Source organism: Streptomonospora salina (genome assembly GCF_014204715.1).
GTDB lineage: Bacteria > Actinomycetota > Actinomycetes > Streptosporangiales > Streptosporangiaceae > Streptomonospora > Streptomonospora salina.
The window spans coordinates 3,008,012-3,030,673 of sequence record NZ_JACHLY010000001.1 but is presented as its reverse complement, the minus strand read 5'-3'; the positions used below and the strand labels follow the sequence as shown (position 1 = coordinate 3,030,673).

Here is a 22,662-nt window from a genome sequence, read left to right as displayed (position 1 = left end):
GGACAAACAGCACGGAGCGGGGTGCTCGGCACCCCGCTCCGCCTGAGACATGAGCGAGTCCGTTCCAGCCCGGCCCCGGTCCGCTTCGGCGGAGTGCGCACGCGCCACTCCGCCGGTATCCGGACCGCACCCGGGTCACGGCTTGATGATGCGCACTCCCTCGGTGCCCTCCGCGTCGTCCGGCCCCTGGGCCGCCGGCGCGTCGGAACGCTGATGGATGGCCGTGATCCCCGGGTCGTTGGCCGGTTGCGGTGCCTGCTGGGGCTGGCCGCTCTGGTTCGGCTGCTGCTGTTTGTGAACGTCGTGCTGCTGCGCCTGGTGCTGCTGCGGCGCAGCCCCCGCGTAGGGCGAACCCTGCGGCTGCGGGCCCTGCCCGGCCGGCGGCGCGGCGTGCTGTCGGTCGGCGGACTGGTCCGGGTCGAGACGGACGGTGGATTCCTCACCGGCGTCCTGCTCGGCTGCGGAACCGCCCTTGGCGTCGGTGCCGCCCTGCCCGGACTGGGCAGGCTGGGCCTGGCGCGGCGCCGCCGGGGCCTCGGCCCCCGAGTCGCCGCGTCCTCCGCCCGCCGGCGGCTGCTGCGGCGAGACGGCCTTGGCCTGCTGTTCCGCGGGCCGCTGTTCCGCGGACTGCCGGTCCTGGCCCTGCTGCTGGCCCTGCTGCTGACCGGCCGGCTGCTGGGCCTGCTGCGGCTTCTGGCTCTGCTGGCCTTGGGCCGGCTGGCCCTGACCCTGATCCGGCTTCTGGCCCTGACCCTGATCCGGCTTCTGGCCCTGACCCTGATCCGGCTTCTGGCCCTGACCCTGATCCGGCTTCTGGCCCTGACCCTGATCCGGCTTCTGGCCCTGGCCCTGACCCTGCTGGCTTTGGGCCGACTGGCCCTGACCCTGCTGCCCTTGGGCCTGCTGCGGTTTCTGAGCCTGCTGCCCCTGGGCCTGCTGCGGCTTCGAGCCCTGTCCGCCCTGCCGGCTTTGGGGCGGCTGGCCCTGGCCCTGCTGCCCCTGCTTCGGGGAGCCGGCGGCCTCCTGCTCCGCCTCGACCTCGGCCTGGGTCAGTCCCGTCTCCAGCGGCCCCGCCTTCTGCTCGGCGTCGAGCAACTCGGCCAGCGTGCCGTGCATGTCGTTGAGCCGGCGCACCGCCTCGTTGTGCGTCGCGGTGAGCGTGGCCAGGCGGCGATCGGCGGTGTCGTTGATCTTCTTGGACCGCGTCTCGGCGTCGGCCATGCGCCGCTGGGACTCCTCATCGGCCTGCGAACGGAGCTGTTCGGCTTCCTGCTTGGCCGCCGACACCATCTCCTGGGCCTCGGAGCGCGCGCTGGAGACCACGCGCTCGGCGTGCTCCTCGGCGTCCTTCATCCGCTTGGCCGCCTCTTCCTCGGCCTTGCTGCGGATGCCGTCGACCTCGCTGTCGACCTCGCTGCGCTTCTCCTTCGCCTCTTCCTCCGCTATACGGAGGATGCTGGACATGCGTTCGCTGATCTGTTCGTGCTCAGGCTTGACCGCGGCCTGCTCTTTGGCCTCGGCCAACTCGCGGCGGAGCTGCTCCAGCTCGTCGTGGGTGCGCGCCAGCCGCTCCTGAAGGTCGCGGGTCTGGTTGTGCGTGCGCACCACGTAGTCGTCGACCTGGCGTTTGCTGTAACCGCGCTTCTCGGTCGGGAAGGCTTCCTCGCGGAGGAAGTTCGGCAAGATCTCTGCGCTCTGCTCGTTCATGTCCTAATCAACCAGGTTGGCTGCCAATGGGATGGTGGCCGGACTCCCTGCCTATCATTCCCATAACACCCGGAATACACGTCAATGACATTCATTCCCCAAGCTTGGCGGTGTGATGGGAAACCGCAACAGAGACCCGATTAGCGTGCGAAGTGTGACGTAGTGAACACATGGGGAGGCGACTACGTTAGTGCCCGCTGCGCCTCCCCCTCAATAGCCTGGACGCTCCCTGCGCATACGGCGCGCCGGTCCGGCCGCCGAGCGCACCGCACTACTAAGGTATGCCCGTTCACAGCGGCGCGGGTCCGGAGGCGTCATCTCGGACGCGGATCGGCACCCGGCCCGGCCCCAGGGAGGTGCACGTGTCCACTCCGCTCATCGGAGACGCCCCGTTCGGAGAGCCCGACATCCACCCCGACGCCTGGATCGCCCCGAGCGCCGTCCTCGTCGGACGCGTCCACCTCGGCGCCCGCAGCAGCGTCTGGTACGGCTCGGTCGTGCGCGCAGACACCGAGGACGTCTCCATCGGCCGGATGTGCAACGTCCAGGACCAGTGCGGGCTGCACTCCGACCCCGGCGAACCCGTGGTCCTGGGTGACCGGGTGAGCCTGGGGCACAAGGCGATGGTGCACGGCGCCGAAGTCGGCGAGGGCGCGCTGATCGGGATCGGCGCGATCGTGCTGGGCGGCGCCCGCGTCGGCGAGGGCGCCCTGGTGGCGGCCGGCGCGCTGGTGCCGCCGGGCAAGGAGGTCCCGGCGGGGACACTGTGGGCCGGGCTTCCGGGCAAAGTCGTGCGCGAGCTGACCGACGAGGACCGCGCGGGCTTCGCCGAGACCCCGGAGAAGTACGCCCGCTACGCCGAGCGCCACCGCGAGGTCACCTGGCTCAGCGCCCCGCGGCGCAGACGGTAGAACCGGGACGGCGCCCGCCCGAACTCCCGGCGCACGGCGTTGGCGCACCGTGTTTGCGCACGTCGCCGCGCACATGACCGGCCGCCTCCTGGTTATGGGGCAAGGAAGCACGGTCGGGCAAGGGGGCGAGCGGCGATGCGGCCGTCGGAGAGATCGGGAAGGCGGCCGGCGTCGACCGGACGCTGGTCGCGCGTCAAGCAGTGGCTGCTGCGCGCCCGCAGCGAGGGCTACGAGCGCTCCACCCTGCTGCTCATCGTCAAGAGCACACTGGCGGCCTCACTCGCCTGGATCGTCTCCTACACCGTGCTGCAGGCATCGGCGCCCGCGTTCGCGCCGTTCTCGGCGGTGCTGATGATCCAGGTGACGATCTACCAGTCCGTCGCCCAGTCGCTGCGCTACGTCGCCGCGGTCTCGGCGGGGGTCGCTGTACAAGGGGTGGTCGGGTTCCTGGCCGGGTCCGGCGTGGCCGCGTTCGCGGCGGTCACACTGATCGCCCTGACCATCGGCCGGTGGCCGCGGCTGGGAACGCAGGGGTCGCAGGTGGTGACCGCGGCGCTCTTCGCCTTCGCCATATACGTGACGTCGGCCGGCGCCCTCGATGGTGCCGCCCAGCTCGGCCAGATCCTGCTGTTGGTCCTCATCGGCTGCGGCATCGGCGTGCTGGTCAACCTGGTCGTCATGCCGCCGATGCGGTTCCGCAGCGCCGAGTACGGTGTCCGCTCGCTCTCCCACGCGATGTGCGGCCTGCTGTCGGACATGCACCCACCGCTGCGCGAAGGCGACCTCGATCAGGAGCGCACCGGCCAGTGGCGCTACCGCGCGAACCGGCTGGGCACCACGGTGGCCCAGGCGCAGAGCGCGGTGCGCACCGCCAAGGAGAGCGTCTACTACAACCCGGGGCGCCTGCTGCGCCGGCGCCGCTCGCCGTCGTTCTCCGGCTACGCGAGCGTGGTCGACGCCCTCGACCGGATCTCGTATCAGCTGGCCTCCGTGACGCGGACCCTCGACCAGTCCGCCCCCCATACCCGCGAGGGTCCGCAGCGCACCGAGTTCCTCCGGCTCTATGCGGACTTCCTCGCCGCCTTGGCCGAGATCGCCGAGGCGTTCAGCGAGGTGGACGAGGACCGGCTCGTCGAACAGGCCCGGCATCTGGACTCGCTGACGGAGCAGTCCGGCGAGTACGAGAAGCGCTTGTCCGAGCGTGCCGAGCACATCGAGCTCGTCGTCACCGACGGGTCCAGCCCTTACGGCATCCTCCTCGTCGAGGCCGGCCGCCTGCAGGAGGAGTTCGAGTACACCACCGGCCTCCTCCACCGCTCGGTGGACCGGAAGCTGTCCTCGGGGTCCTCGGGCTGACTGCGCGAGGCACGGTGCCGCGATCCGGTGGCGGCGGCCCTGCGTACGGGTACCTGCGCGCGGGCGCCTGGCGCCACGACCCGTGCAGGATCCCTGGACGTCAGCCGCCCCGCTCCTCTTCGAGAGGGCAGGGGGCCTCGCGGTCCCACGCGTTGGGAGTACAGGCGACGACGGAGACGAAGGCGCGTTCGTCCCCGCCGATCCGGTACTGCCAGGTGATGTCGCGCCCGTCGGCGATGTCGCGCAGGGCCGCGGCGCAGCGGTCTCCGGTGGGCGCCCAGAACGCGGCGGCGTCGTCGATCTCGGCCCGCACCCCCTCGTAGCAGGCGACCATCCACGTCGCGGCGGATTCCGCGTCGTCCCAGGTGCCCCGAACCCGGGCGGCGGGTTTGCGCAACCACCAGCAGGTTTTTACGGGAGGCACATCGGCGGCGGCGAACAGGGGCCCGTCGATATGAGCGTCACGCGCCTTGCGCGAGCGCTCCCGGTCGGATCCGCGCCAGAAATACCCGTGAAAATGCACGCCCTGATAGTCGCATGCGGCGGCCGGCGGGGCCACGGGAACATCCCGTGGCCCCGCGCTCCGGGGCGCTGCGGATCCCGCCTGCGGCCCGGACTGCACAGCACCCGGGCCGAAGGGCGACCGCATCCCGACGGAGGGTGCCTACCCCCGACGGGCTACGCGAACGTGGTGCCGAGAATGGCTCGTCCGGGCCATGCGGCATCGCGCTGCCCCGACGTAGTCTGCAGCCAGCGGGATGTCTCCGGCGGGATCCCACGTCGGTCGGTGCTTCGACCCGGGGATACATGCGGACGGGCGGGTCGCGCCCCCCGCTGTGCAGGCGATGGAGGTGGGCGCGGATGGATCCGTACGTGCGCCTGCACGACCATGTGGCAATGGCCGAGATCGAGCTCTACGCCGAACTGCTGATCGCCGTCGCCGGGGCCGACCGGCGGCTGACCTACGACGAGATCGACACCGTGCTGGGCGTGCGCGCACCGGTTCCGGAGCAGATGCGGCGCCGCATGCACCGACTCCCCGCACAGCCGTACCGCGCAGGCTGAATACGGTCCGGGGCGGGCGGCGGCCGGCGCCGGACGGAGACCGGCCCACCAGGGCCGCGCTCCGGGCGGCGGCCTGCCCGGAACGCGGTCCTGGTGGGCCGGGTGGACCCGCCGCCGTCCGGCGCGGCACCGTACAGCCCCTGCCGGGACCCGTGCGCCCGGCCCGGGCTCGCCGGCCCGCGCCGGGCGCACACGGTCAGGCGTTCTCCTTGGGCTCCGCTCCACTGGATTCGGCGCCGGGCTTGACCGAGCGCAGCAGCAGCTGGGAGACGTCGACCACCTCCAGCGACTCCTTGGCCTCACCGGCGGACTTCTTCTCGTTGATCGCGTCGCCCAGCATCACCTGGCAGAACGGGCAGGCGGTCGAGACCGTGTCGGGGTCGGTGGTCAGCGCCTCGTCGACCCGCTCGGTGTTGATCCGCTTGCCGATGCGCTCCTCCATCCACATGCGCGCACCGCCGGCGCCGCAGCAGAAGCCCCGCTCCTTGTGCCGGTGCATCTCCTTGGTGGTGATGCCGGGCACCTGCTCCATGATCTCCCGCGGAGGGGTGTAGACCTTGTTGTGCCGGCCCAGGAAGCAGGGGTCGTGGTAGGTGATGTTCTCCTCGACGGGCTGGACCGGGGTGAGGCGGCCCTCGTCCACCAGCTGGGCCAGCAGCTGGCTGTGGTGGACGACGTCGTACTCGCCGCCCAGCTGCGGGTACTCGTTGCCCAGCGTGTTGAAGCAGTGCGGGCAGCTGGCCACGATCTTGGTGACACCCGCTTCGTTGAGCGTCTCCACGTTCTGCTGGGCGAGCATCTGGAAGACGTACTCCATGCCCAGGCGCCGCGCGGGGTCGCCGGTGCAGGCCTCCATACCGCCCAGAACCGCGAACTTCACGCCGGCCGTGTGCAGCAGCTCGGCGATGGCCTTGGTGGTCTTCTTGGCGCGGTCCTCCAGCGCACCGGCGCAGCCCACCCAGAACAGGTACTCGGTGCCTTCGGGGAGCGTGTCCTCGACGACGGGGACCTCGAAGTCGAGCTCGGACATCCAGTCCATGCGCCGGTCCTCGGCCATGCCCCAGGGGTTGCCCTTGTTCTCCAGGTTCTTGAGCAGGGTGTTGGCCTCGGAGGGGAAGCTGGACTCGATCATGACCTGGTAGCGGCGCATGTCCATGATGTGGTCGATGTGCTCGATGTCGACCGGGCACTGCTCGACGCACGCGCCGCAGTTGGTGCAGGACCACAGCACGTCGGGGTGGATGATGCCCCCTTCCTCCTCGGTGCCCACCAGGGGCTGGCCGAGCAGGGAGAGGACGTCGTCGTGGATGTCGGGCGTCTCCTCGGTGATGCCCTCCATCATGTAGGGCGCCTTGGCGTTGGCGTGGTCCCGCAGGTCCATGACCAGCTTCTTGGGCGAGAGCGGCTTGCCGGTGTTCCAGGCGGGGCACTGCGACTGGCAGCGGCCGCACTCGGTGCAGCTGGAGAAGTCGAGCAGGCCCTTCCAGGTGAAGTCCTCGACCTTGCCGACGCCGAAGGGGTCCTCGTCGGGGTCGGCCTCCTCGAAGTCCAGCGGCTCCTTGCCGGTCTTGTCCATCATCGGCTTGAGGCCGCCCAGCGCGGGCCCGCCCTCGGGGTCGCGCTTGAAGTAGATGTTGAACGGCGCGGTGAAGCGGTGCCAGCCGATGCCCATGGTCAGCACCGCGGCCAGGACCATGAAGAACATCCAGGAGATGATCAGCTTGAACGCGGCGACCAGGGCCAGGGCCGGTTCACTCGCGGGCAGCACCGCGCCCAGCGCGTGCGAGAGCGGGGTGGCCCACACGGGGAAGGGGAAGTCGCCGATCGCGGCCTTGAAGCCGCGGATCACGAAGATGGCGACCAGCAGCGCGACGATGTAGGCCTCGACGTAGTAGGCCGTCCAGTGCACGGAGTTGGCGAAGCGGGAGTCGCGCCCGCGGCGGCGCGGCCCGTTGAACTGGCGGTAGAGGGCCAGGCCCACGATGGCGATCAGACCCAGTGCCGCGATCAGCTCGATGGCCAGCCCGTAGACCGTCCAGTCGTAGATCAGCGGCAGATGGAAGCGGGGGTCCCACACTTCGCCGTGCGCCTCGGCGACGGTGAACACCAGCAGCGGGAAGGACACCATCACGAACCAGTGGGCCACACCCACCCAGGGCCGCTTGAGCATCCGGGTGTGCCCGAGCACCTCGATCAGCGTCGTCGTCAGTCGCCGGCCGAAGGGCCCTGTGCGCCCGCTCTCCGCCGGCCGGCCCAGACGCACGGTCTGCACCATCCGGCGGATACCGAACGCGAACATGGCGACCCCGACCACGGCGACGAGGGTCGTGATGATCCCCAGAACGATGTAGAGCATCGCCCGCGGCCTCCCATCCTGCTGTCGTGCCCCGATGCGCCACACATCGGAGGTCCCCCGCATGTTACTAGCCAGTAATGACGGCTGGACCCGTCACCCCATGGCACGGACGCGCCGGAGCCGCGAACCCCAACGTTAGGCGACCGGGCGCCGCAGCGAATCGGCGGGTTCACCTGCGCATCCGCCGCGGCCGCCGGCGCCCGCCCCTCCATCCTCACCCGTGCGCCCGGGTGTGCGAACGGGGCTCGCCGCCCCGGAACGGGCCCCGCCGCCCCGGTGTGACCAGCCGCACCCTCGCGCGCCCGCCCCGCCGATACGCCCCCGATGCCCGGCTGCGCCGCCCCTGAGGGCCCCCTGACCCCGCCCCGAGACTGCCCGGACACGGCGCAACCGCTGCACCGGATCGGGAACAAACGCCGTGGCCCCGACCGTTATAGGAGCGAAAACAGGCGTTGAGTCGGATCGGCTCAAGTGATTTGACAGTAGATGATCCGCGAAGCAAACTTACGTCTGTAAGACTCAACTCTGACGGAGGAACGAACTCATGGCACGTGCGGTCGGTATCGACCTGGGGACGACGAACTCGGTCGTCTCGGTCCTGGAAGGCGGCGAGCCCACCGTCATCGCCAACGCCGAAGGCGCCCGGACCACTCCGTCCGTCGTTGCCTTCGCCAAGAACGGCGAGGTGCTCGTCGGCGAGGTCGCCAAGCGCCAGGCGGTCACCAACGTCGACCGGACTATCCGCTCGGTGAAGCGTCACGTCGGCACCGACTGGAAGACCGAGATCGACGAGAAGTCGTTCAACTCTCAGCAGATCAGCGCTTTCGTGCTGCAGAAGCTCAAGCGCGACGCTGAGGCCTACCTGGGCGAAGAGGTGACCGACGCCGTCATCACGGTCCCGGCCTACTTCAGCGACGCCCAGCGCCAGTCCACCAAGGAAGCGGGCACGATCGCGGGCCTCAACGTCCTGCGCATCATCAACGAGCCCACCTCCGCGGCGCTGGCCTACCACCTGGAGAAGGAGGACGAAGCCACCATCCTGGTCTACGACCTGGGCGGCGGCACGTTCGACGTCTCCCTGCTCGAGGTCGGCGACGGCGTCGTCGAGGTCAAGGCCACCAACGGCGACAACCGTCTGGGCGGCGACGACTGGGACCAGGCGATCGTCGACTGGCTGGCCGAGCGGTTCAAGAACAGCAACGGCATCGACCTGTCCAAGGACAAGATGGCGCTGCAGCGGCTGCGCGAAGCCGCCGAGAAGGCCAAGGTCGAGCTGTCCAGCTCCAGCGAGTCGGCCATCAACCTGCCCTACATCACCGCCTCGTCCGAGGGCCCGCTGCACCTCGACGAGAAGCTGAGCCGGGCGGAGTTCCAGCGTCTGACCTCCGACCTGCTGGACCGCACCAAGCAGCCCTTCCACCAGGTCATCAAGGACGCCGGCGTCAGCGTCGACAAGATCGACCACGTGGTACTGGTCGGCGGCTCGACCCGCATGCCCGCGGTCGTCGAGCTGGTCAAGGAGCTGACCGGCGGCAAGGAGCCCAACAAGGGCGTCAACCCCGACGAGGTCGTGGCCATCGGCGCCGCGCTGCAGGCCGGCGTGCTCAAGGGCGAGGTCAAGGACGTCCTGCTGCTGGACGTCACCCCGCTGTCGCTGGGTATCGAGACCAAGGGCGGCGTGTTCACCAAGCTGATCGAGAAGAACACGACCATCCCGACCAAGCGCTCGGAGATCTTCACCACGGCCGACGACAACCAGCCGTCGGTGCAGATCCAGGTGTACCAGGGCGAACGCGAGATCGCCCAGTACAACAAGAAGCTGGGCGTCTTCGACCTGTCCGGCATCCCGCCGGCGCCGCGCGGCGTGCCCCAGATCGAGGTCACCTTCGACATCGACGCCAACGGCATCGTGAGCGTGACCGCGAAGGACATGGGCACGGGCAAGGAGCAGTCGGTCACCATCTCGGGCGGCTCGGCCATGAGCCAGGACGAGATCGACAAGATGGTCCGCGAGGCCGAGGAGTACGCCGAGGAGGACCGCAAGCGGCGCGAGGAGGCCGAGGTCCGCAACAACGCGGAGTCCCTCGTCCACCAGACCGAGAAGGTCATCAAGGACAACGAAGAGCAGATCCCGGCCGACGTCAAGACCGAGACCGAGGAGGCCGTCGCCGAGCTCAAGACGGCGCTGGAGGGCACCGACAACGAGGTGATCCGCCAGGCGAGCGAGAAGGTCGCGCTCGCCAGCCAGAAGATCGGCTCCTCGATCTACGGCCAGGGTGAGCAGGCCGACGGCGCCGAGGAGACGCCGGCCGGTGCCCAGGACGAGAGCGACCGCAGCGACGACGTCGTGGACGCCGAGATCGTCGACGAGGACAAGAAGGACGGCAACGCCTGATCGGCCGATAGGCAAGGCAAGGGAGGCGCAGCCAATGGCGCTGCCGGAGAACGACAACGGCGAGGAGCAGGAGGGGCCGGTGATCCGCGACAAGCGGCGCATCGATCCCGAGACCGGCGAGCTCCGCACGCCCGAAGGGGACGAGGGCGCCGCCGACTCCCCCGAGGCCCCGGCCGATGCCGGAGACGTCGACGAGGAGCCCGTGGTCATCGACGGGACCGCCGAAGAGAGCGAGCTCCTCAAGGCCCGCGAGCAGGTCGCGGAACTGACCGGCGACCTCAAGCGGACCCAGGCGGAGTACGCCAACTACCGCAAGCGCGTCGAGCGCGACCGGGCGGCCCTGCGCGAGCAGGTCACCGCCCAGGTGGTGGGCGACCTCCTGCCGATCATCGACGACATCGGGCGGGCTCGCGAGCACGACGAGCTCACCGGCGGTTTCAAGTCCGTCGGGGAGTCCTTGGAGGCGCTGGTCACCAAGCTGGGGCTGAAGAAGTACGGCGAGCAGGGCGACGAGTTCGACCCCAACGTCCACGAAGCCCTGACCATGATGCCCTCACCCGACGCCACGGTTCCCACGGTCATCGAGGTCTTCCAGCCCGGCTACACCATCGGCGAGCGGGTCCTGCGCCCGGCACGCGTGGTGGTCGCCGGTCCGGGGGACGATGCCGCTGAGGCATCGGAGTCGGCCGAGTCCGGTGACGCGGACGCCTCCGGCGGGCAGCCCGGTTCCGAGTCCTCCGGCGGGACCGGCGAGGACAAGTAGCAGTACCCGGGCCCCGGGCGCCTGCGCGGCGCCCGGGGCACGCGGCCTCCGGGCCGTCCCCCGCAGCGGAGGGCGGGGACCGGCTCCCGGGGACATCGGACCTAGAGCGCGAAGCGGGAGAAGGCAACGTCGATGAGCACGAAGGACTACCTCGAAAAGGACTATTACAAGGTCCTCGGAGTCTCAAAGACCGCCTCGCAGGACGAGATCAAGCAGTCCTATCGCACGCTTGCGCGTGCGAACCACCCCGACGCCAACACCGACGATCCCACGGCCGAGGAGCGCTTCAAAGAGATCTCCGAGGCCTACAACGTGCTCAGCGACGAGAAGCGGCGCAAGGAGTACGACGACGCCCGCTCCCTGTTCGGCGGCTCCTACCGGCCCGGAGGCGGCACCGGTGCGGGCGGCTTCGACTTGGGCGACCTGTTCGGCCAGGGCCAGGGCGCCCCGAGCGGCGGCGCCGGCGGCGGCGAGCGGCTGAGCGACCTGTTCGGCGGGCTCTTCGGCGGACGCGGCCGCACCACCACGCAGCCCCGGCGGGGGGCCGACGTCGAGACCGAGACGCGGCTGACCTTCGGCGAGGCCGCCACCGGGGTCACGCGCTCGTTCAAGCTCAGCAGCGAGGCCGCATGCTCCACCTGCCGAGGCACCGGCGCGAAGGCGGGTACCGCACCGCGAGTGTGCCCGAACTGCTCGGGCACCGGGCACGACAACCGGAACCAGGGCGGATTCTCGCTCTCCGAACCGTGCAGCGAGTGCAAGGGGCGCGGCCTGGTGGTCGACGACCCCTGCCCCACCTGCAGCGGCAGCGGCCGCGGCAAGAGCACCCGTACGATCCAGACACGGATCCCCGGAGGCGTCTCCGACGGTCAGCGGATCCGGCTGAAAGGAAAGGGCGCGCCGGGCGAACACGGCGGGCCGGCCGGTGACCTCTATGTGGTGGTGCATGTGCAGGCGCACTCCGTTTTCGGCAAGTCGGGCGACAACCTGACGATCACGGTTCCCGTGACCTTCCCCGAGGCCGCGCTCGGCGCCGATGTGCGGGTGCCGACGCTCAACGGCCTGCCCGTCACCGTCAAGATCCCGCCGGGCACGCCCAACGGCCGCACGTTCCGCGTCCGCGGCAAGGGTGCGACCCGGCGCGACGGAACGGCGGGCGACATGCTGGTGACCGTCGACGTGGCGGTACCGGATCGCCTCAACGAGGAGGCGCGCGAGGCACTGGAGAAGTTCCGTGCCGCGACCGCGGACCAAGACCCGCGCAGTGGTCTGGAGACGCGCGCGAAGGGGATGTGAATGTCATGACCGATCCGGGACTGGGCGACGACATCCCGGTCTATGTGATCTCGGTGGCCGCTGAGCTGTCCGGACTGCATCCGCAGACCCTGCGCCAGTACGACCGGCTCGGCCTGGTTTCGCCGGGGCGGGCGACCGGCCGGGGCAGGCGCTACTCGATGCGCGACATTCGGACGCTGCGGGAGGTGCAGCGGCTCTCCCAGGAGGAGGGCATCAACCTCGCCGGAATCAAGCGCATCCTGGAGTTGGAGTACGAGGTGGAGAAGCTGCGCGAACACGTGTTCCATCTGCGCAACGAGCTCGACGCGGCCCGTTCGGCGGTCGCGCGGCGCTCCGCCGGCGAGACCGGTGGCGGCGAGCTCCTGCCGGTGCGGCGCACGCGCGTGACGATCTTCAATACCTCGCCTCCGCCCGAGCAGGACCAGTAACCCGGACCCGCGGCGCCCGGAACGGGGCTGCCTGTGCCCGCGCGCGCCGGAGGCCCCGGCCTCCGGCACCCGACACCCGTTTCACAACCGCATAGCGATCGCTCGAAGGGGGCGGCGACGCATGAACTACAAACTCACCACGAAGAGCCAGGAAGCCGTTTCGACGGCGATGCGGCGTGCCAGTACCGACGGAAATCCGCAGATCGAGCCGGTGCATGTGCTCGCTGCCCTGCTCTCGCAGGGCGAGGGGATCATCCGCCCGCTGCTCAAGGAGGTCGGTGCGTCCCCCGACGACCTGGCCGCCAAGACCGAGCAGGCCGTGTCCGCTCTGCCCGCGGCCGCCGGAACCAGTGTGGGGGCGCCGCAGAGCTCGCGCCAGCTCGTCGTCGCGCTCAACACCGCGGCCCAGCGCGCCCAGCAGATGGAGGACGAGTTCGTCTCGACCGAGCACCTGCTGGTGGGCTTGGCCGCCGACGGCGGCGAGGCGAGCCGGCTGCTCAAGGACGCCGGTGCCACGCCGGAGGCGCTGCTGGAGGCGTTCGCGCGGGTGCGCGGACCGGGCCGGGTCACGACCGAGAACCCCGAGGACACGTATCAGGCGCTGGAGAAGTACGGCGTCGACCTCACCGGCCGGGCGCGTTCGGGCTCGCTGGACCCGGTGATCGGGCGCGACTCCGAGATCCGCCGCGTCGTGCAGGTGCTGGCGCGGCGCACCAAGAACAACCCGGTGCTCATCGGTGAACCGGGCGTGGGCAAGACCGCTGTGGTCGAAGGGCTGGCGCAGCGCATCGTGGCCGGCGACGTACCCGAGTCGCTGCGCGACAAGCGGCTGATCGCGCTGGACCTGTCGTCGATGGTGGCCGGAGCGAAGTACCGCGGCGAGTTCGAGGAGCGCCTCAAGGCCGTCCTCAACGAGATCAAGCAGAGCGACGGCCAGATCATCACCTTCATCGACGAGCTGCACACGATGGTCGGCGCCGGCGCCGCCGAAGGCGCCATGGACGCGGGCAACATGCTCAAGCCGATGCTGGCGCGCGGCGAGCTGCGCATGGTCGGCGCCACCACGTTGGACGAGTACCGCGAGCGCATCGAGAAGGACGCGGCGCTGGAGCGCCGGTTCCAGCAAGTCCAGGTAGGCGAGCCGTCGGCGGCCGACACCGTCGCGATCCTGCGCGGGCTCAAGGGCCGCTACGAGGCCCACCACAAGGTGCAGATCGCCGATTCGGCGCTGGTGGCGGCGGCCACGCTGTCCGACCGCTACATCACCGCCCGGTTCCTGCCGGACAAGGCCATCGACCTGATCGACGAGTCCGCGTCGCGGCTGCGCATGGAGATCGACTCCCGGCCGGTGGAGATCGACGAGCTGCAGCGCACCGTCGACCGGCTGAAGATGGAGGAGATGGCGCTGGGCAAGGAGTCCGACGCCGCCTCCCTTCAGCGTCTGGAGCGGCTGCGGGCCGACCTCGCCGACCGGCAGGAGGAGCTCGACGGCCTGGTGGCGCGCTGGGAGCAGGAGAAGGCCGGGCTGAACCGGGTCGGCGAGCTCAAGGAGCGCCTGGACGACCTGCGCACCCAGGCCGACCGCGCCCAGCGCGACGGCGACTTCACCGAGGCTTCACGGCTGATGTACGGCGAGATCCCGCAGCTGGAGAAGCAGCTGGAGGAAGCCTCCCACGCGGAAGAGGAGAAGGACGCCGCAACCGAGCCGACCATGGTCAAGGACGAGGTCGGCGCCGACGACGTCGCCGACGTGGTGTCGTCGTGGACCGGCATCCCCGTGGGCCGGCTGCTGGAGGGTGAGACCGCCAAACTGCTGCGCATGGAGGAGGAGCTGGGCAAGCGCCTGGTGGGCCAGGACAAGGCGGTGGGCGCGGTCTCCGACGCGGTGCGCCGCGCCCGTACCGGGATCTCCGATCCGGACCGCCCCACCGGTTCGTTCCTGTTCCTGGGCCCCACCGGGGTCGGTAAGACCGAGCTGGCCAAGGCGCTGGCGGAGTTCCTGTTCGACGACGAGCGCGCGATCGTGCGCATCGACATGAGCGAGTACTCCGAGAAGCACTCGGTCGCGCGGCTCGTGGGGGCGCCTCCCGGCTATGTCGGCTATGAGGAGGGCGGGCAGCTCACCGAGGCCGTGCGCCGGCGGCCTTACACGGTGGTGCTGCTGGACGAGGTCGAAAAGGCCAACATCGAGGTGTTCGACACCCTCCTGCAGGTCCTCGACGACGGCCGACTCACCGACGGCCAGGGCCGCAGCGTCGACTTCCGCAACACACTGCTGGTCATGACCTCCAACCTGGGTTCGCAGTTCCTCGTCGACCCGGCGCTGGACAGCGGCGAGCGGCGGGAGAAGGTGATGGCGGCCGTACGCGGCACCTTCAAACCCGAGTTCCTGAACCGGCTGGACGACCTCATCGTCTTCGAGACGCTGTCCACCGATGAGCTGACCCGGGTCGTGGACCTGCAGGTGGACCGGCTGGCGGCGCGGCTGAGCGAGCGGCGGCTGACGCTGGAGGTCACTCCGGCCGCCCGGGAGTGGCTGGCGCTGACCGGCTACGACCCGGTCTACGGCGCCCGGCCGCTGCGGCGGCTGGTGCAGGCGGCCATCGGCGACCCGCTGGCCAAGGCGATGCTGTCGGCCGAGCTGTCGGAGGGCGACACGGTCGTCGTCGACCTCGACGAGGGCCGGGACGCGCTCAGCGTGCGCCCGGCCGCCGCGGAGCCCGCGGCGGGCTGACGGCGGTCCCTGCGGCGGACCCGCGACGACGGCGGTCCCGGCGGCGTGTGCCGCCGGGACCGCCGTCGTCGTCGGGGGCGACCGGTCGTCAGATCACGTCGGTGTCGTTCTCGATCGGCCTCCTGGTGCGGTCGCGGCGGATCATCATCAGGATGAGGGTCAACGCGACCACGGCCACTCCGGCGATCATGAGGACGATGCCGATGGCGTCCAGGTCGAGTCCGGCGACGTCGGCGGTGATGCCGTAAAACAGCACCGCCCCGATGACCAGCAGGAATATGCCGAGTCCTACTCCCATTGCGACTGCCTCCGCACCGCTTGGTTTGCGCTCCCGTCGGCTACTTCTACCCGCTCGTCGGCCCGCCATCCCGGAACGCCCGCCGTCGCCCGGTTCCGGTCCGGAACCGGTCGCGAAAGCCCTCTCCGGGACCGTGCCGGGCGGGGCGCCGCAGGGGGGCGCGGAGACGGGGGCCGATCGCCCGCAGCGCGTGTGCCCGCACGTCGCCCGCCGCAGCCGCACCTCGAACCGCAGCGGCCCGGTGCGCAGGGGTAATGCGCACCGGGCCGCTGTCACCGAGGCGGGATCGCCGCCCCGGAGCGAGGGAGTCCGGTCTGCCGGACGCGCCGCGTACTCAGAACGCGGACTCGGGGACCTCCATGAGGCCGGTGTCGACGTTCTCGACGATCTCGCGCTCGGTGGCCAGGCCCGGAAGGACCTGATCGGCGAAGAAGCGGGCGGCCGCGATCTTTCCGGTGTAGAAGTCGCGGTCGGTTCCCTCGGCGCCGTCGAGCGCGTTCAGGGCCACCTCGGCCTGGCGCAGCAGCAGCCAGCCCAGCACCAGGTCGCCGGAGCTCATCAGCAGCCGGGTGGTGTTCAGCCCGACCTTGTAGACCTCTTCGGTCTGCTCGGCCGAGCGCATCAGGTCGCCGACCATGTGCTCGACCATCTTCTCGACGTTGCCGGCGGCTTCGGCGAGGGCGGCGCGCTCCTGCTTGAGGCGGCCGTTCCCGGCCTCGCCCGCGGCGAACTCCTTGATCTCGCCGACGAGGCGGCCGAAGGCCTCGCCGTTGTTCTTGACGATCTTGCGGAAGAAGAAGTCCTGGGCCTGGATGGCCGTGGTGCCCTCGTAGAGGGTGTCGATCTTGGCGTCGCGGATGTACTGCTCGATCGGGTAGTCCTGCAGGTACCCGGACCCGCCCAGGGTCTGCAGCGACTCCGACAGCAGCGCGTAGGACCGCTCGGAACCCACGCCCTTGACGATGGGCAGCAGCAGGTCGTTGAGCGCGTCGGTGTCGCTGTAGTCGACGCCGGCGTTCTGGGCGATCTGCACCGCGTCCTGCTGGGTGGCCGTGTAGAGGACCAGGGCCCGCAGCGCCTCGGCGTAGGCCTTCTGGTTCATCAGGCTGCGGCGCACGTCGGGGTGGTTGGTGATGGCCACGCGCGGCGCGGTCTTGTCGGTCTGGCGGGTGAGGTCGGCGCCCTGCTTGCGCTCCTTGGCGTACTCCAGAGCGTTGAGGTAGCCGGTGGAGAGCGTGGCGATGGCCTTGGTTCCCACCATCATCCGGGCGTGCTCGATGACCAGGAACATCTGCCGGATGCCGTCGTGCTTGTCGCCGACGAGGTAGCCCACGGCGGGGTGCTTGGCGCCGAAGGTCAGCTCGCAGGTGGTGGAGGCCTTCAGGCCCATCTTGTGCTCGACGTTGGTGACGTAGGCGCCGTTGCGCTCGCCCGGGGATCCGTCCTCGTTCACGAGGTACTTGGGTACCAGGAACAGCGAGAGGCCCTTGGTGCCCGCCTTGGCGCCCTCGGGGCGCGCCAGCACGAGGTGGAAGATGTTCTCGGTCATGTCCTGCTCGGCGGAGGTGATGAAGCGCTTCACCCCGTCGATGTGCCAGGTTCCGTCGCCCTGGTCGACGGCCTTGGTGCGGCCGGCGCCGACGTCGGAGCCCGCGTCGGGCTCGGTGAGGACCATGGTGGCGCCCCAGCCGCGCTCGATCGCCTGCTCGGCGAAGCGCTTCTGGGCGTCGTTGCCCTCTTCGTAGAGGATCTTGGCGAAGCCGGGGCCGGCGGAGTACATGTGCACGGCCGGGTTGGCGCCGAGGATCATTTCGGAGGCGGCCCAGGCCAGCGAGCGGGGGGCGTTGAGGCCGCCGAGCGCCTGGGGAAGGTCGAGGTTGTACCAGCCGGCGTCCATGTAGGCCTTGTAGGACTTCTTGAGGCTGTCGGGGACCGTGACGCTGCTGGTCGCGGGGTCGAACACCGGCGGGTTGCGGTCGGAGTCCTCGAAGGACTCGGCGACGACCCCGGTCGCCAGCCGGTTGACCTCCGTCAGGATGGTACGGGCCGTGTCCTCGTCCAGCTCCTCGAACGGGCCGCTACCCAGCACGTCCTGGCGCTTGAAGACCTCGAAGAGGTTGAATTCGAGGTCACGGAGATTGCTCTGGTAATGCGACATGGGCGCGCTCCGCTTGTCCGGGCCGCTGTGTGTGCACACGCGATCTACTGACTAGTAACAAGTCAAGGTTACTAGCCGGTAGGAGTGGTCGCCAGCGCCCACCCCCCACCCCTTTCGAGAGAGTCCTCTCACTCCCCGCCGACCGGCGGCGGCCGCCCGCGGACCCCGGGGCGCTCAGCCGCCGCCGGGGCGCATCCGGTCGGCGGCGCGCCCGATGGCCGTCTCGACCGCGCCGACCCGGTCGGCCAGCATCCCCACAGCGCCCACCGCGCGGTTCACCGGATCGTCGCCCTCGCCGCCCAGTGCCTTGGCGCGGACGTAGGCGGATTTGACCTCCTCCCAGCGCCGGGCCTGCTCGGCGGTGAGCGTGCCCCGCAGCTCCCCCAGCTTGAGCAGGTTGGCTTCGGCTCCGGAGGTCAGTGTCTGAGCCTCGCCCCGGTAGTGGTCGTCGATCGCCGCCTCCAGCTCGGCGTCGTTCATCACCGGCACCGCCTTCTCCGCCAGCCGGTTCATGTTGCGGTAGGAGCCCTGCAGCCGGAACGGCGGCTCGGTCCGCGACTCCTCGGCCTGGGCCGCCGATGCGATGTAGGCCCGGTTGACGGCCAGCACCACCCGCTGCATGCGCAGAAGCGTGGCCAGCACCGCCCGGATCTGCTCCAGCTCCACCGCGGAGTAGGGATGGGAGAGCCGGTCGGCGCGCACCGACTCGTCGCCGTCGGCCATGCGCACCAGCAGTTCGACGTCGCCGCGCTCACGGGTGGACAACGGGGCCAGCACCGGGTTGGACGTCAGCGCGTTCTCGATGTAGCTCAGCGCGAACGACTCGTCCCGGCCCGAGAGCACGTCGCCCAGGTTGTAGACGTCGGCGCGGTTGGCCAGCATGTCCGGCACCCGGAACCGGCTGCCCTGCTCGGTGTAGGGGTTGCCGGCCATGCACACCGCGAACCGCTTGCCCCGGAGGTCGTAGGTGCGGGTGCGGCCCTCCCAGACGCCTTCCATGCGCCGCTGGCCGTCGCACAGCGAGATGAACTTCTGCAGCAGCTCCGGGTCGGTGTGCTGGATGTCGTCCAGGTACAGCAGGGTGTTGCCGCCCATCTCCAGTGCGAAGTTGATCTTCTCGACCTCCCGGCGCGCCGTCGCGTCGGGGGCCTCGGCCGGATCCAGCGACGTGACCGACTGCCCCAGCGACGGCCCGTCGACCTTGACGAACACCAGGCCGAGCCGGCTGGCCACGTACTCCATCAGTGTTGTCTTGCCGTACCCCGGCGGCGAGATCAGCAGCAGCAGGCCCGACTGGTCGGTGCGCTTGTCCTCGCCCGACGCGCCGATCTGCTTGGCGAGGTTGTCGCCGATCAGCGGGAGGTAGACCTCGTCCAGCAGCCGGTTGCGCACGAACCCGCTCATCACCGCGGGCCGGTACTCCTCCAGCCGCAGCCGGGCGCGTTCGCGCGCCACCAGCTCGTGGCGGCGGCGCTGGTAGTCGCGGAAAGCCGGGACGCGCTCGGTGCGGAAGCGGCGCACCCGCGCCAGCACCTCGTCCAGGCGCAGCACGGCCCGGCGCTCGGCGATGCGCGGGTGGGTCCCCAGCAGCCCGGTGACCCCGGTACTCAGCTCGGCCGCGGAGTCGCGGCGGTCCAGTGCCGAACCGCACAGTTCGACCGCCGCCGCCTCGACCAGGTCGGGTCCCGCCTCGGCGCCCGAGGACGCCAGGTAGGACTCCAGCCACGCGTGCACCAACTGGTGGCGTGCTGCCGGGTCGCCGTCCAGGGACCGCACGTCGCGCTCGAAGTCCTGCCGCGCGGCGGCCGCCGTGGGGCCCAGGGCGCGGCGGAACCGGTCCAGCAGCGTGCGCGCCCCCGCAGCGGTGACGAACCCGCCGCCGTGGGCCAGCTCCTCGAACAGGTACTCCCCCGCCGAATCGGTGTCCTCGAACGCCCGCTCCAACCCGGCCTCGGGCAGGAACGCCGCCACCGCCCGGTCCAGTTCGGCGCACAGCACGTCGATCGCCGGCGAGCGGTGCCCGCCGAAGGCGGCGCGCGCACGCGCCAGCGACGCGGCCCGGGTGGACCAGGCCGCTTTGGCGTCCTCCCCGGCGCCGAACGCCCAGAAGACCTGGGCGGCCGCGCGGGCCGGCGCCGGATAGCGCAGCAGGTCGGCGTCCGCGTACAGGCGCAGCAGCGCCCCCAGCAGCAGCGCGGCGTCGTGGTCGTGCACGCCGCGTTCGTAGCCCTCGTCGTAGCGTTCCTCGGCGGCCGCGCGGACCACGGGCAGCAGCCCGGCGCCCGCGTCCTCCCCGCCCTGGGCCGCGGCCCGGTGCAGCTCGGACAGGGGCGTCGCGCCGGCGCCCGACTCCGCGTCGAGCAGGAGCGACACCGCCAGGTACTCGGCGCGGTAGACCTCGGGGCTCTCCGAGACCACCGACTGCTCCCACAACGCCCGGGTGGCCAGGAAGTCGGGGTCGGTCACCGGCATGCGGAAGTCGGTGCCGGTGATACTCAGCGCCATCCCGCCCTCGCCGGGCACCAGCGTCAGATCCAGCGGCTGGTTGTTGACGGCGAAGCGGTGCCGCCCCAACCGGATGGTGTCGCCGCCGTCGTAGAGGTCGACGCGGTCGCGCAGGGACCGCCCGGCTTCCTCGCGGGCGGCCTTGAGCCGCCCCTCCAACTCCTCGGCGCGCACCGTGTCGCCCAGCTCGCGCAGCTCCCCGGCGCTGGAGCGGAGCTTGGCGACCATCGCGTCGGAAGCGAAGTAGGTGTTGACCTCGTCGAGGGAGTCCAAGGCCGCCACCCGCCGGGTGACGGTGGACAGCACGCGCTCGGCCGACTCCACCAACCGGTCGGCACGGCGGGCCCGCTCATCCAGCAGCGACTGCTTGCGGGCCGAGAACGCCTCGTAGACGTCGTCGCGCTTGGCGGAGAGCTCGTCGAGGAACTCGTCGAACTCCGCGAAGCGCGACTCCAGGTTCTCCAGCTGCAGCATCAGCCGGCCCAGCTGCTCGTCGCAGCGGTCCGGGCTGTCGGCGGCCGCCAGCGCGCCGGTGACGGCCTGTCCCAGAAGTGCGAACTCCGCGGCGAACTCCGCCCGCCCTTCGGCGTCGAGCAGCTCGCCCCGGCGCGCCTCCAGCGTGGCGCGGGCCCGGTTGACGCCGCCCAGGACCTCGCCGACGCGCTCCAGGATGGAGGTCCGCACACGGGCGTCGGCGATCTCCAGCGACCCCACGACCTCGGTGACGGTCTCCAGGCCCTCGGTCTGCTCGGCGATGCGCTCGGCCACCTGCGCGGCCTCGGCCACGGCGGTGATGGCTTCGGCGTCGGCGACCAGCCGGTCGACCTCGGTGTGGTAGCCGGTGAAGGCGTCCTCGCCCTGCAGGAACTCCACGGCGCGCTTGCCGGCGTCGGTCAGCTCCGCGGCCAGTTCGGAGTCCAGCTCCTCGACCCGGCCGGTGTCGACATGGCGCATCTCCCGCAGCGTGACGAGACGGCCCTGGGCGCGGCGCAGCTCGGACAGCCGGGAGACCCACGCCGGGGCCGAGCGCGGCATCTCGCCGCGGGAGCGGCGCACCAGCGACGCGACCTGCTCGGCGGCTTCGGCCACGGCCTTCTCGGCCTGGGCGGTCAGCTCCTGCGCCTTCTCGAACTCGTCGAGGACCTGCTCGGCGGTTGCGCGCACCTCGCCCAGCGGCTCGTCCAGGCCGCCGAGCTCGGGGTCGCCGATCCACGGGTAGTGGTCACCCGCCCGGCGGCAGTTGGCGATCAGCGCCTCGAACACCGCTGTGGACGGCGTCATCTCCTCGACCATGCGCGCCACCGACAGGAAGTCGGAGACGCCGCGCACCAGCTCGGCGTTGCCGACCCGCTCCAACGGGCCGCTTCCTACGGGCTGGGCGGCGGCGTAGTCGTCGGAGACGTAGGGGGTCCGCCACACCTGCACGGGGTGCACGCGCGTGGGTTCGTCGGAGACGGCGCGGAACACCGCCAGGGTCCCGTCGTCGAACAGGCAGTACCCGTGGCAGGGGATCGGGGCGGCGACCTCCTTGCGGATGACGTTGTAGGGCAGCAGCAGGCTGCGGCCCTCCCTGCGGGCGTGGAAGACGTAGAGGACGTCCTCGCCGTTGGGCGAGCGGACGGCCTTCTCGAACTCCAGCTCCTGCAGATCGGTGTCGAAGGTCTTGACCGCCCCCGTCGACAGGTAGTAGCCACCGGGGAAGACGATCCCCTGGTCGTCGGGCAGCCGCCGGCACGCCCGGCCGATGCCGTCCAGCCGCACCACGTCCGCGGTGCGGGTGTTGAACACCAGGTGCCGGGCCTGGGACTCGTTGTAGGGCAGCACCCGCAGCAGGATGAGCGCACCGATGCGGGCGTAGGAGACCTCGGCGTCGGCCAGGCTCTGCAGCCGCTCGTCGACGGGCTCGCTGTAGATGCCCTCGCCGGTCTCGGTGTCGTTGACGACCTTGACGGTCAGCGTGCCCCCGACCGTCTCGACGAACAGCTCGCCGAGAACGGAGATGTGGGGGTGGCGGCCCTGCACGTGGTCGTCGCGGGTGGTGGGGATCCACTCGAAGTCGTAGGGCGACGGGAACACGTGGTCGCGCTCGCCCCGGTTGTCGAGGTAGCCGATCGAGCCGTCGGCGCGCACGTCCCAGCGCAGCACCCGCACGTCTGCGGTGCGCGGGCCGGTCTGGAACACCGCGAGCAGTTTCTCCTCGACCCGCCGCAGCTGCATCAGCCGGGTCTCGCGGTAGTAGCGGTACAGCTCGCCGAAGTCGCGTTCGAACTGGGGGTCGGCCAGCAGTTCGGGCACGGACTCGGCGTCGTCGAACCGGAACGCGCCGGAGCCGTCCTCGGACTCGCGGACGAAGGTGTGCAGCGAGAACACGTCGCCCACACGGGTCTCGGGCTTGAGGCCGGCGGAAGCGTTGTAGCCGAAGAGCATGTGCCCGCCGACCGAGACGATGTCGCGCGGGACGCAGTTGTCGGCGGTGCGGATCCGCGCCGTCCCGGCCAGGGTCAGCTCGTTGCCGCCGAACACCTCCACGCGGCGGCTGTTGAGCTGTTCGGCGCGCCGGGCCAGTTCCTTGGCCTGGCCGGACAGGCGCGACCGCAGTACCTCGTAGGTTCCGGCGTCGATATCGCCGGCGGGGCTGGAAGGCGGGGGGTCCGGCTCGGCGGACCCCCCGGTCGCGGCGTCGGTCACCA

The 22,662-nt window shown here is 70.7% G+C and carries 14 protein-coding genes; 8 read left to right on the top strand and 6 right to left on the bottom strand.

Going from position 1 to position 22,662, the window contains the following annotated elements; all coding sequences use genetic code 11:
- Positions 1 to 135 precede the first annotated feature (135 nt).
- Entirely contained in the window at positions 136 to 1,707 is a 1,572-nt protein-coding gene (locus tag HNR25_RS13860) for a DivIVA domain-containing protein (protein WP_184635700.1), read from the bottom strand.
- A 362-nt stretch (positions 1,708 to 2,069) separates the two neighbouring features.
- Here HNR25_RS13860 and HNR25_RS13855 point away from each other — a divergent pair, with 362 nt between their 5' ends.
- Both HNR25_RS13855 and HNR25_RS13850 read left to right on the top strand, forming a co-directional pair.
- Positions 2,070 to 2,618, top strand: a complete 549-nt coding sequence (locus tag HNR25_RS13855) for a gamma carbonic anhydrase family protein (RefSeq protein WP_312862537.1) — start codon at positions 2,070 to 2,072, stop codon at positions 2,616 to 2,618.
- Positions 2,619 to 2,753: 135 nt separating this feature from the next.
- Positions 2,754 to 3,974, top strand: coding sequence for an FUSC family protein (locus tag HNR25_RS13850; protein WP_184635695.1), 1,221 nt, complete (start codon positions 2,754 to 2,756; stop codon positions 3,972 to 3,974).
- Positions 3,975 to 4,074: 100 nt separating this feature from the next.
- Here the strand turns inward: HNR25_RS13850 and HNR25_RS13845 are convergent, their stop codons facing one another.
- Positions 4,075 to 4,497, bottom strand: coding sequence for a hypothetical protein (locus tag HNR25_RS13845; RefSeq protein ID WP_184635693.1), 423 nt, complete (start codon positions 4,495 to 4,497; stop codon positions 4,075 to 4,077).
- Between the two features lie 338 nt (positions 4,498 to 4,835).
- On the opposite strand from HNR25_RS13845, the gene HNR25_RS13840 reads away from it, so the two are divergent.
- Entirely contained in the window at positions 4,836 to 5,039 is a 204-nt protein-coding gene (locus HNR25_RS13840) for a hypothetical protein (RefSeq protein WP_184635691.1), read from the top strand.
- A 196-nt stretch (positions 5,040 to 5,235) separates the two neighbouring features.
- Here the strand turns inward: HNR25_RS13840 and HNR25_RS13835 are convergent, their stop codons facing one another.
- Positions 5,236 to 7,395 carry a (Fe-S)-binding protein gene (locus HNR25_RS13835; RefSeq protein ID WP_184635689.1) on the bottom strand — a complete coding sequence of 720 codons (2,160 nt, stop codon included), beginning with the start codon at positions 7,393 to 7,395 and terminating at the stop codon, positions 5,236 to 5,238.
- A 544-nt stretch (positions 7,396 to 7,939) separates the two neighbouring features.
- Between HNR25_RS13835 and dnaK the strand changes: the two genes are divergently transcribed.
- The 5 genes from dnaK (at position 7,940) to clpB (ending at position 15,011) form a co-directional block, all read left to right on the top strand.
- A complete protein-coding gene (dnaK, locus tag HNR25_RS13830) occupies positions 7,940 to 9,790 on the top strand; it encodes a molecular chaperone DnaK (protein ID WP_184635687.1) in 1,851 nt (616 codons plus the stop codon).
- Positions 9,791 to 9,824: 34 nt separating this feature from the next.
- On the top strand, positions 9,825 to 10,553 hold the full coding sequence (gene grpE / locus HNR25_RS13825; protein WP_184635685.1) for a nucleotide exchange factor GrpE: 729 nt from the start codon (positions 9,825 to 9,827) through the stop codon (positions 10,551 to 10,553).
- A 132-nt stretch (positions 10,554 to 10,685) separates the two neighbouring features.
- Complete coding sequence (dnaJ, locus tag HNR25_RS13820) at positions 10,686 to 11,849, top strand: molecular chaperone DnaJ (RefSeq protein ID WP_184635683.1); 1,164 nt, start codon at positions 10,686 to 10,688, stop codon at positions 11,847 to 11,849.
- A gap of 5 nt (positions 11,850 to 11,854) precedes the next feature.
- Positions 11,855 to 12,277 carry a heat shock protein transcriptional repressor HspR gene (locus tag HNR25_RS13815; protein ID WP_184635681.1) on the top strand — a complete coding sequence of 141 codons (423 nt, stop codon included), beginning with the start codon at positions 11,855 to 11,857 and terminating at the stop codon, positions 12,275 to 12,277.
- Between the two features lie 121 nt (positions 12,278 to 12,398).
- Entirely contained in the window at positions 12,399 to 15,011 is a 2,613-nt protein-coding gene (gene clpB / locus HNR25_RS13810) for an ATP-dependent chaperone ClpB (RefSeq protein ID WP_184635679.1), read from the top strand.
- An 88-nt stretch (positions 15,012 to 15,099) separates the two neighbouring features.
- On the opposite strand, the gene HNR25_RS13805 is transcribed toward clpB, so the two are convergent.
- The 3 genes from HNR25_RS13805 to HNR25_RS13795 form a co-directional block, all read right to left on the bottom strand.
- Positions 15,100 to 15,309, bottom strand: a complete 210-nt coding sequence (locus tag HNR25_RS13805) for a DUF6458 family protein (RefSeq protein ID WP_184635677.1) — start codon at positions 15,307 to 15,309, stop codon at positions 15,100 to 15,102.
- Between the two features lie 334 nt (positions 15,310 to 15,643).
- Entirely contained in the window at positions 15,644 to 17,467 is a 1,824-nt protein-coding gene (locus tag HNR25_RS13800; protein WP_184635675.1) for an acyl-CoA dehydrogenase, read from the bottom strand.
- A 174-nt stretch (positions 17,468 to 17,641) separates the two neighbouring features.
- On the bottom strand, positions 17,642 to 22,660 hold the full coding sequence (locus HNR25_RS13795) for a DNA repair ATPase (RefSeq protein WP_184635674.1): 5,019 nt from the start codon (positions 22,658 to 22,660) through the stop codon (positions 17,642 to 17,644).
- Between the last annotated feature and the right edge of the window lie 2 nt (positions 22,661 to 22,662).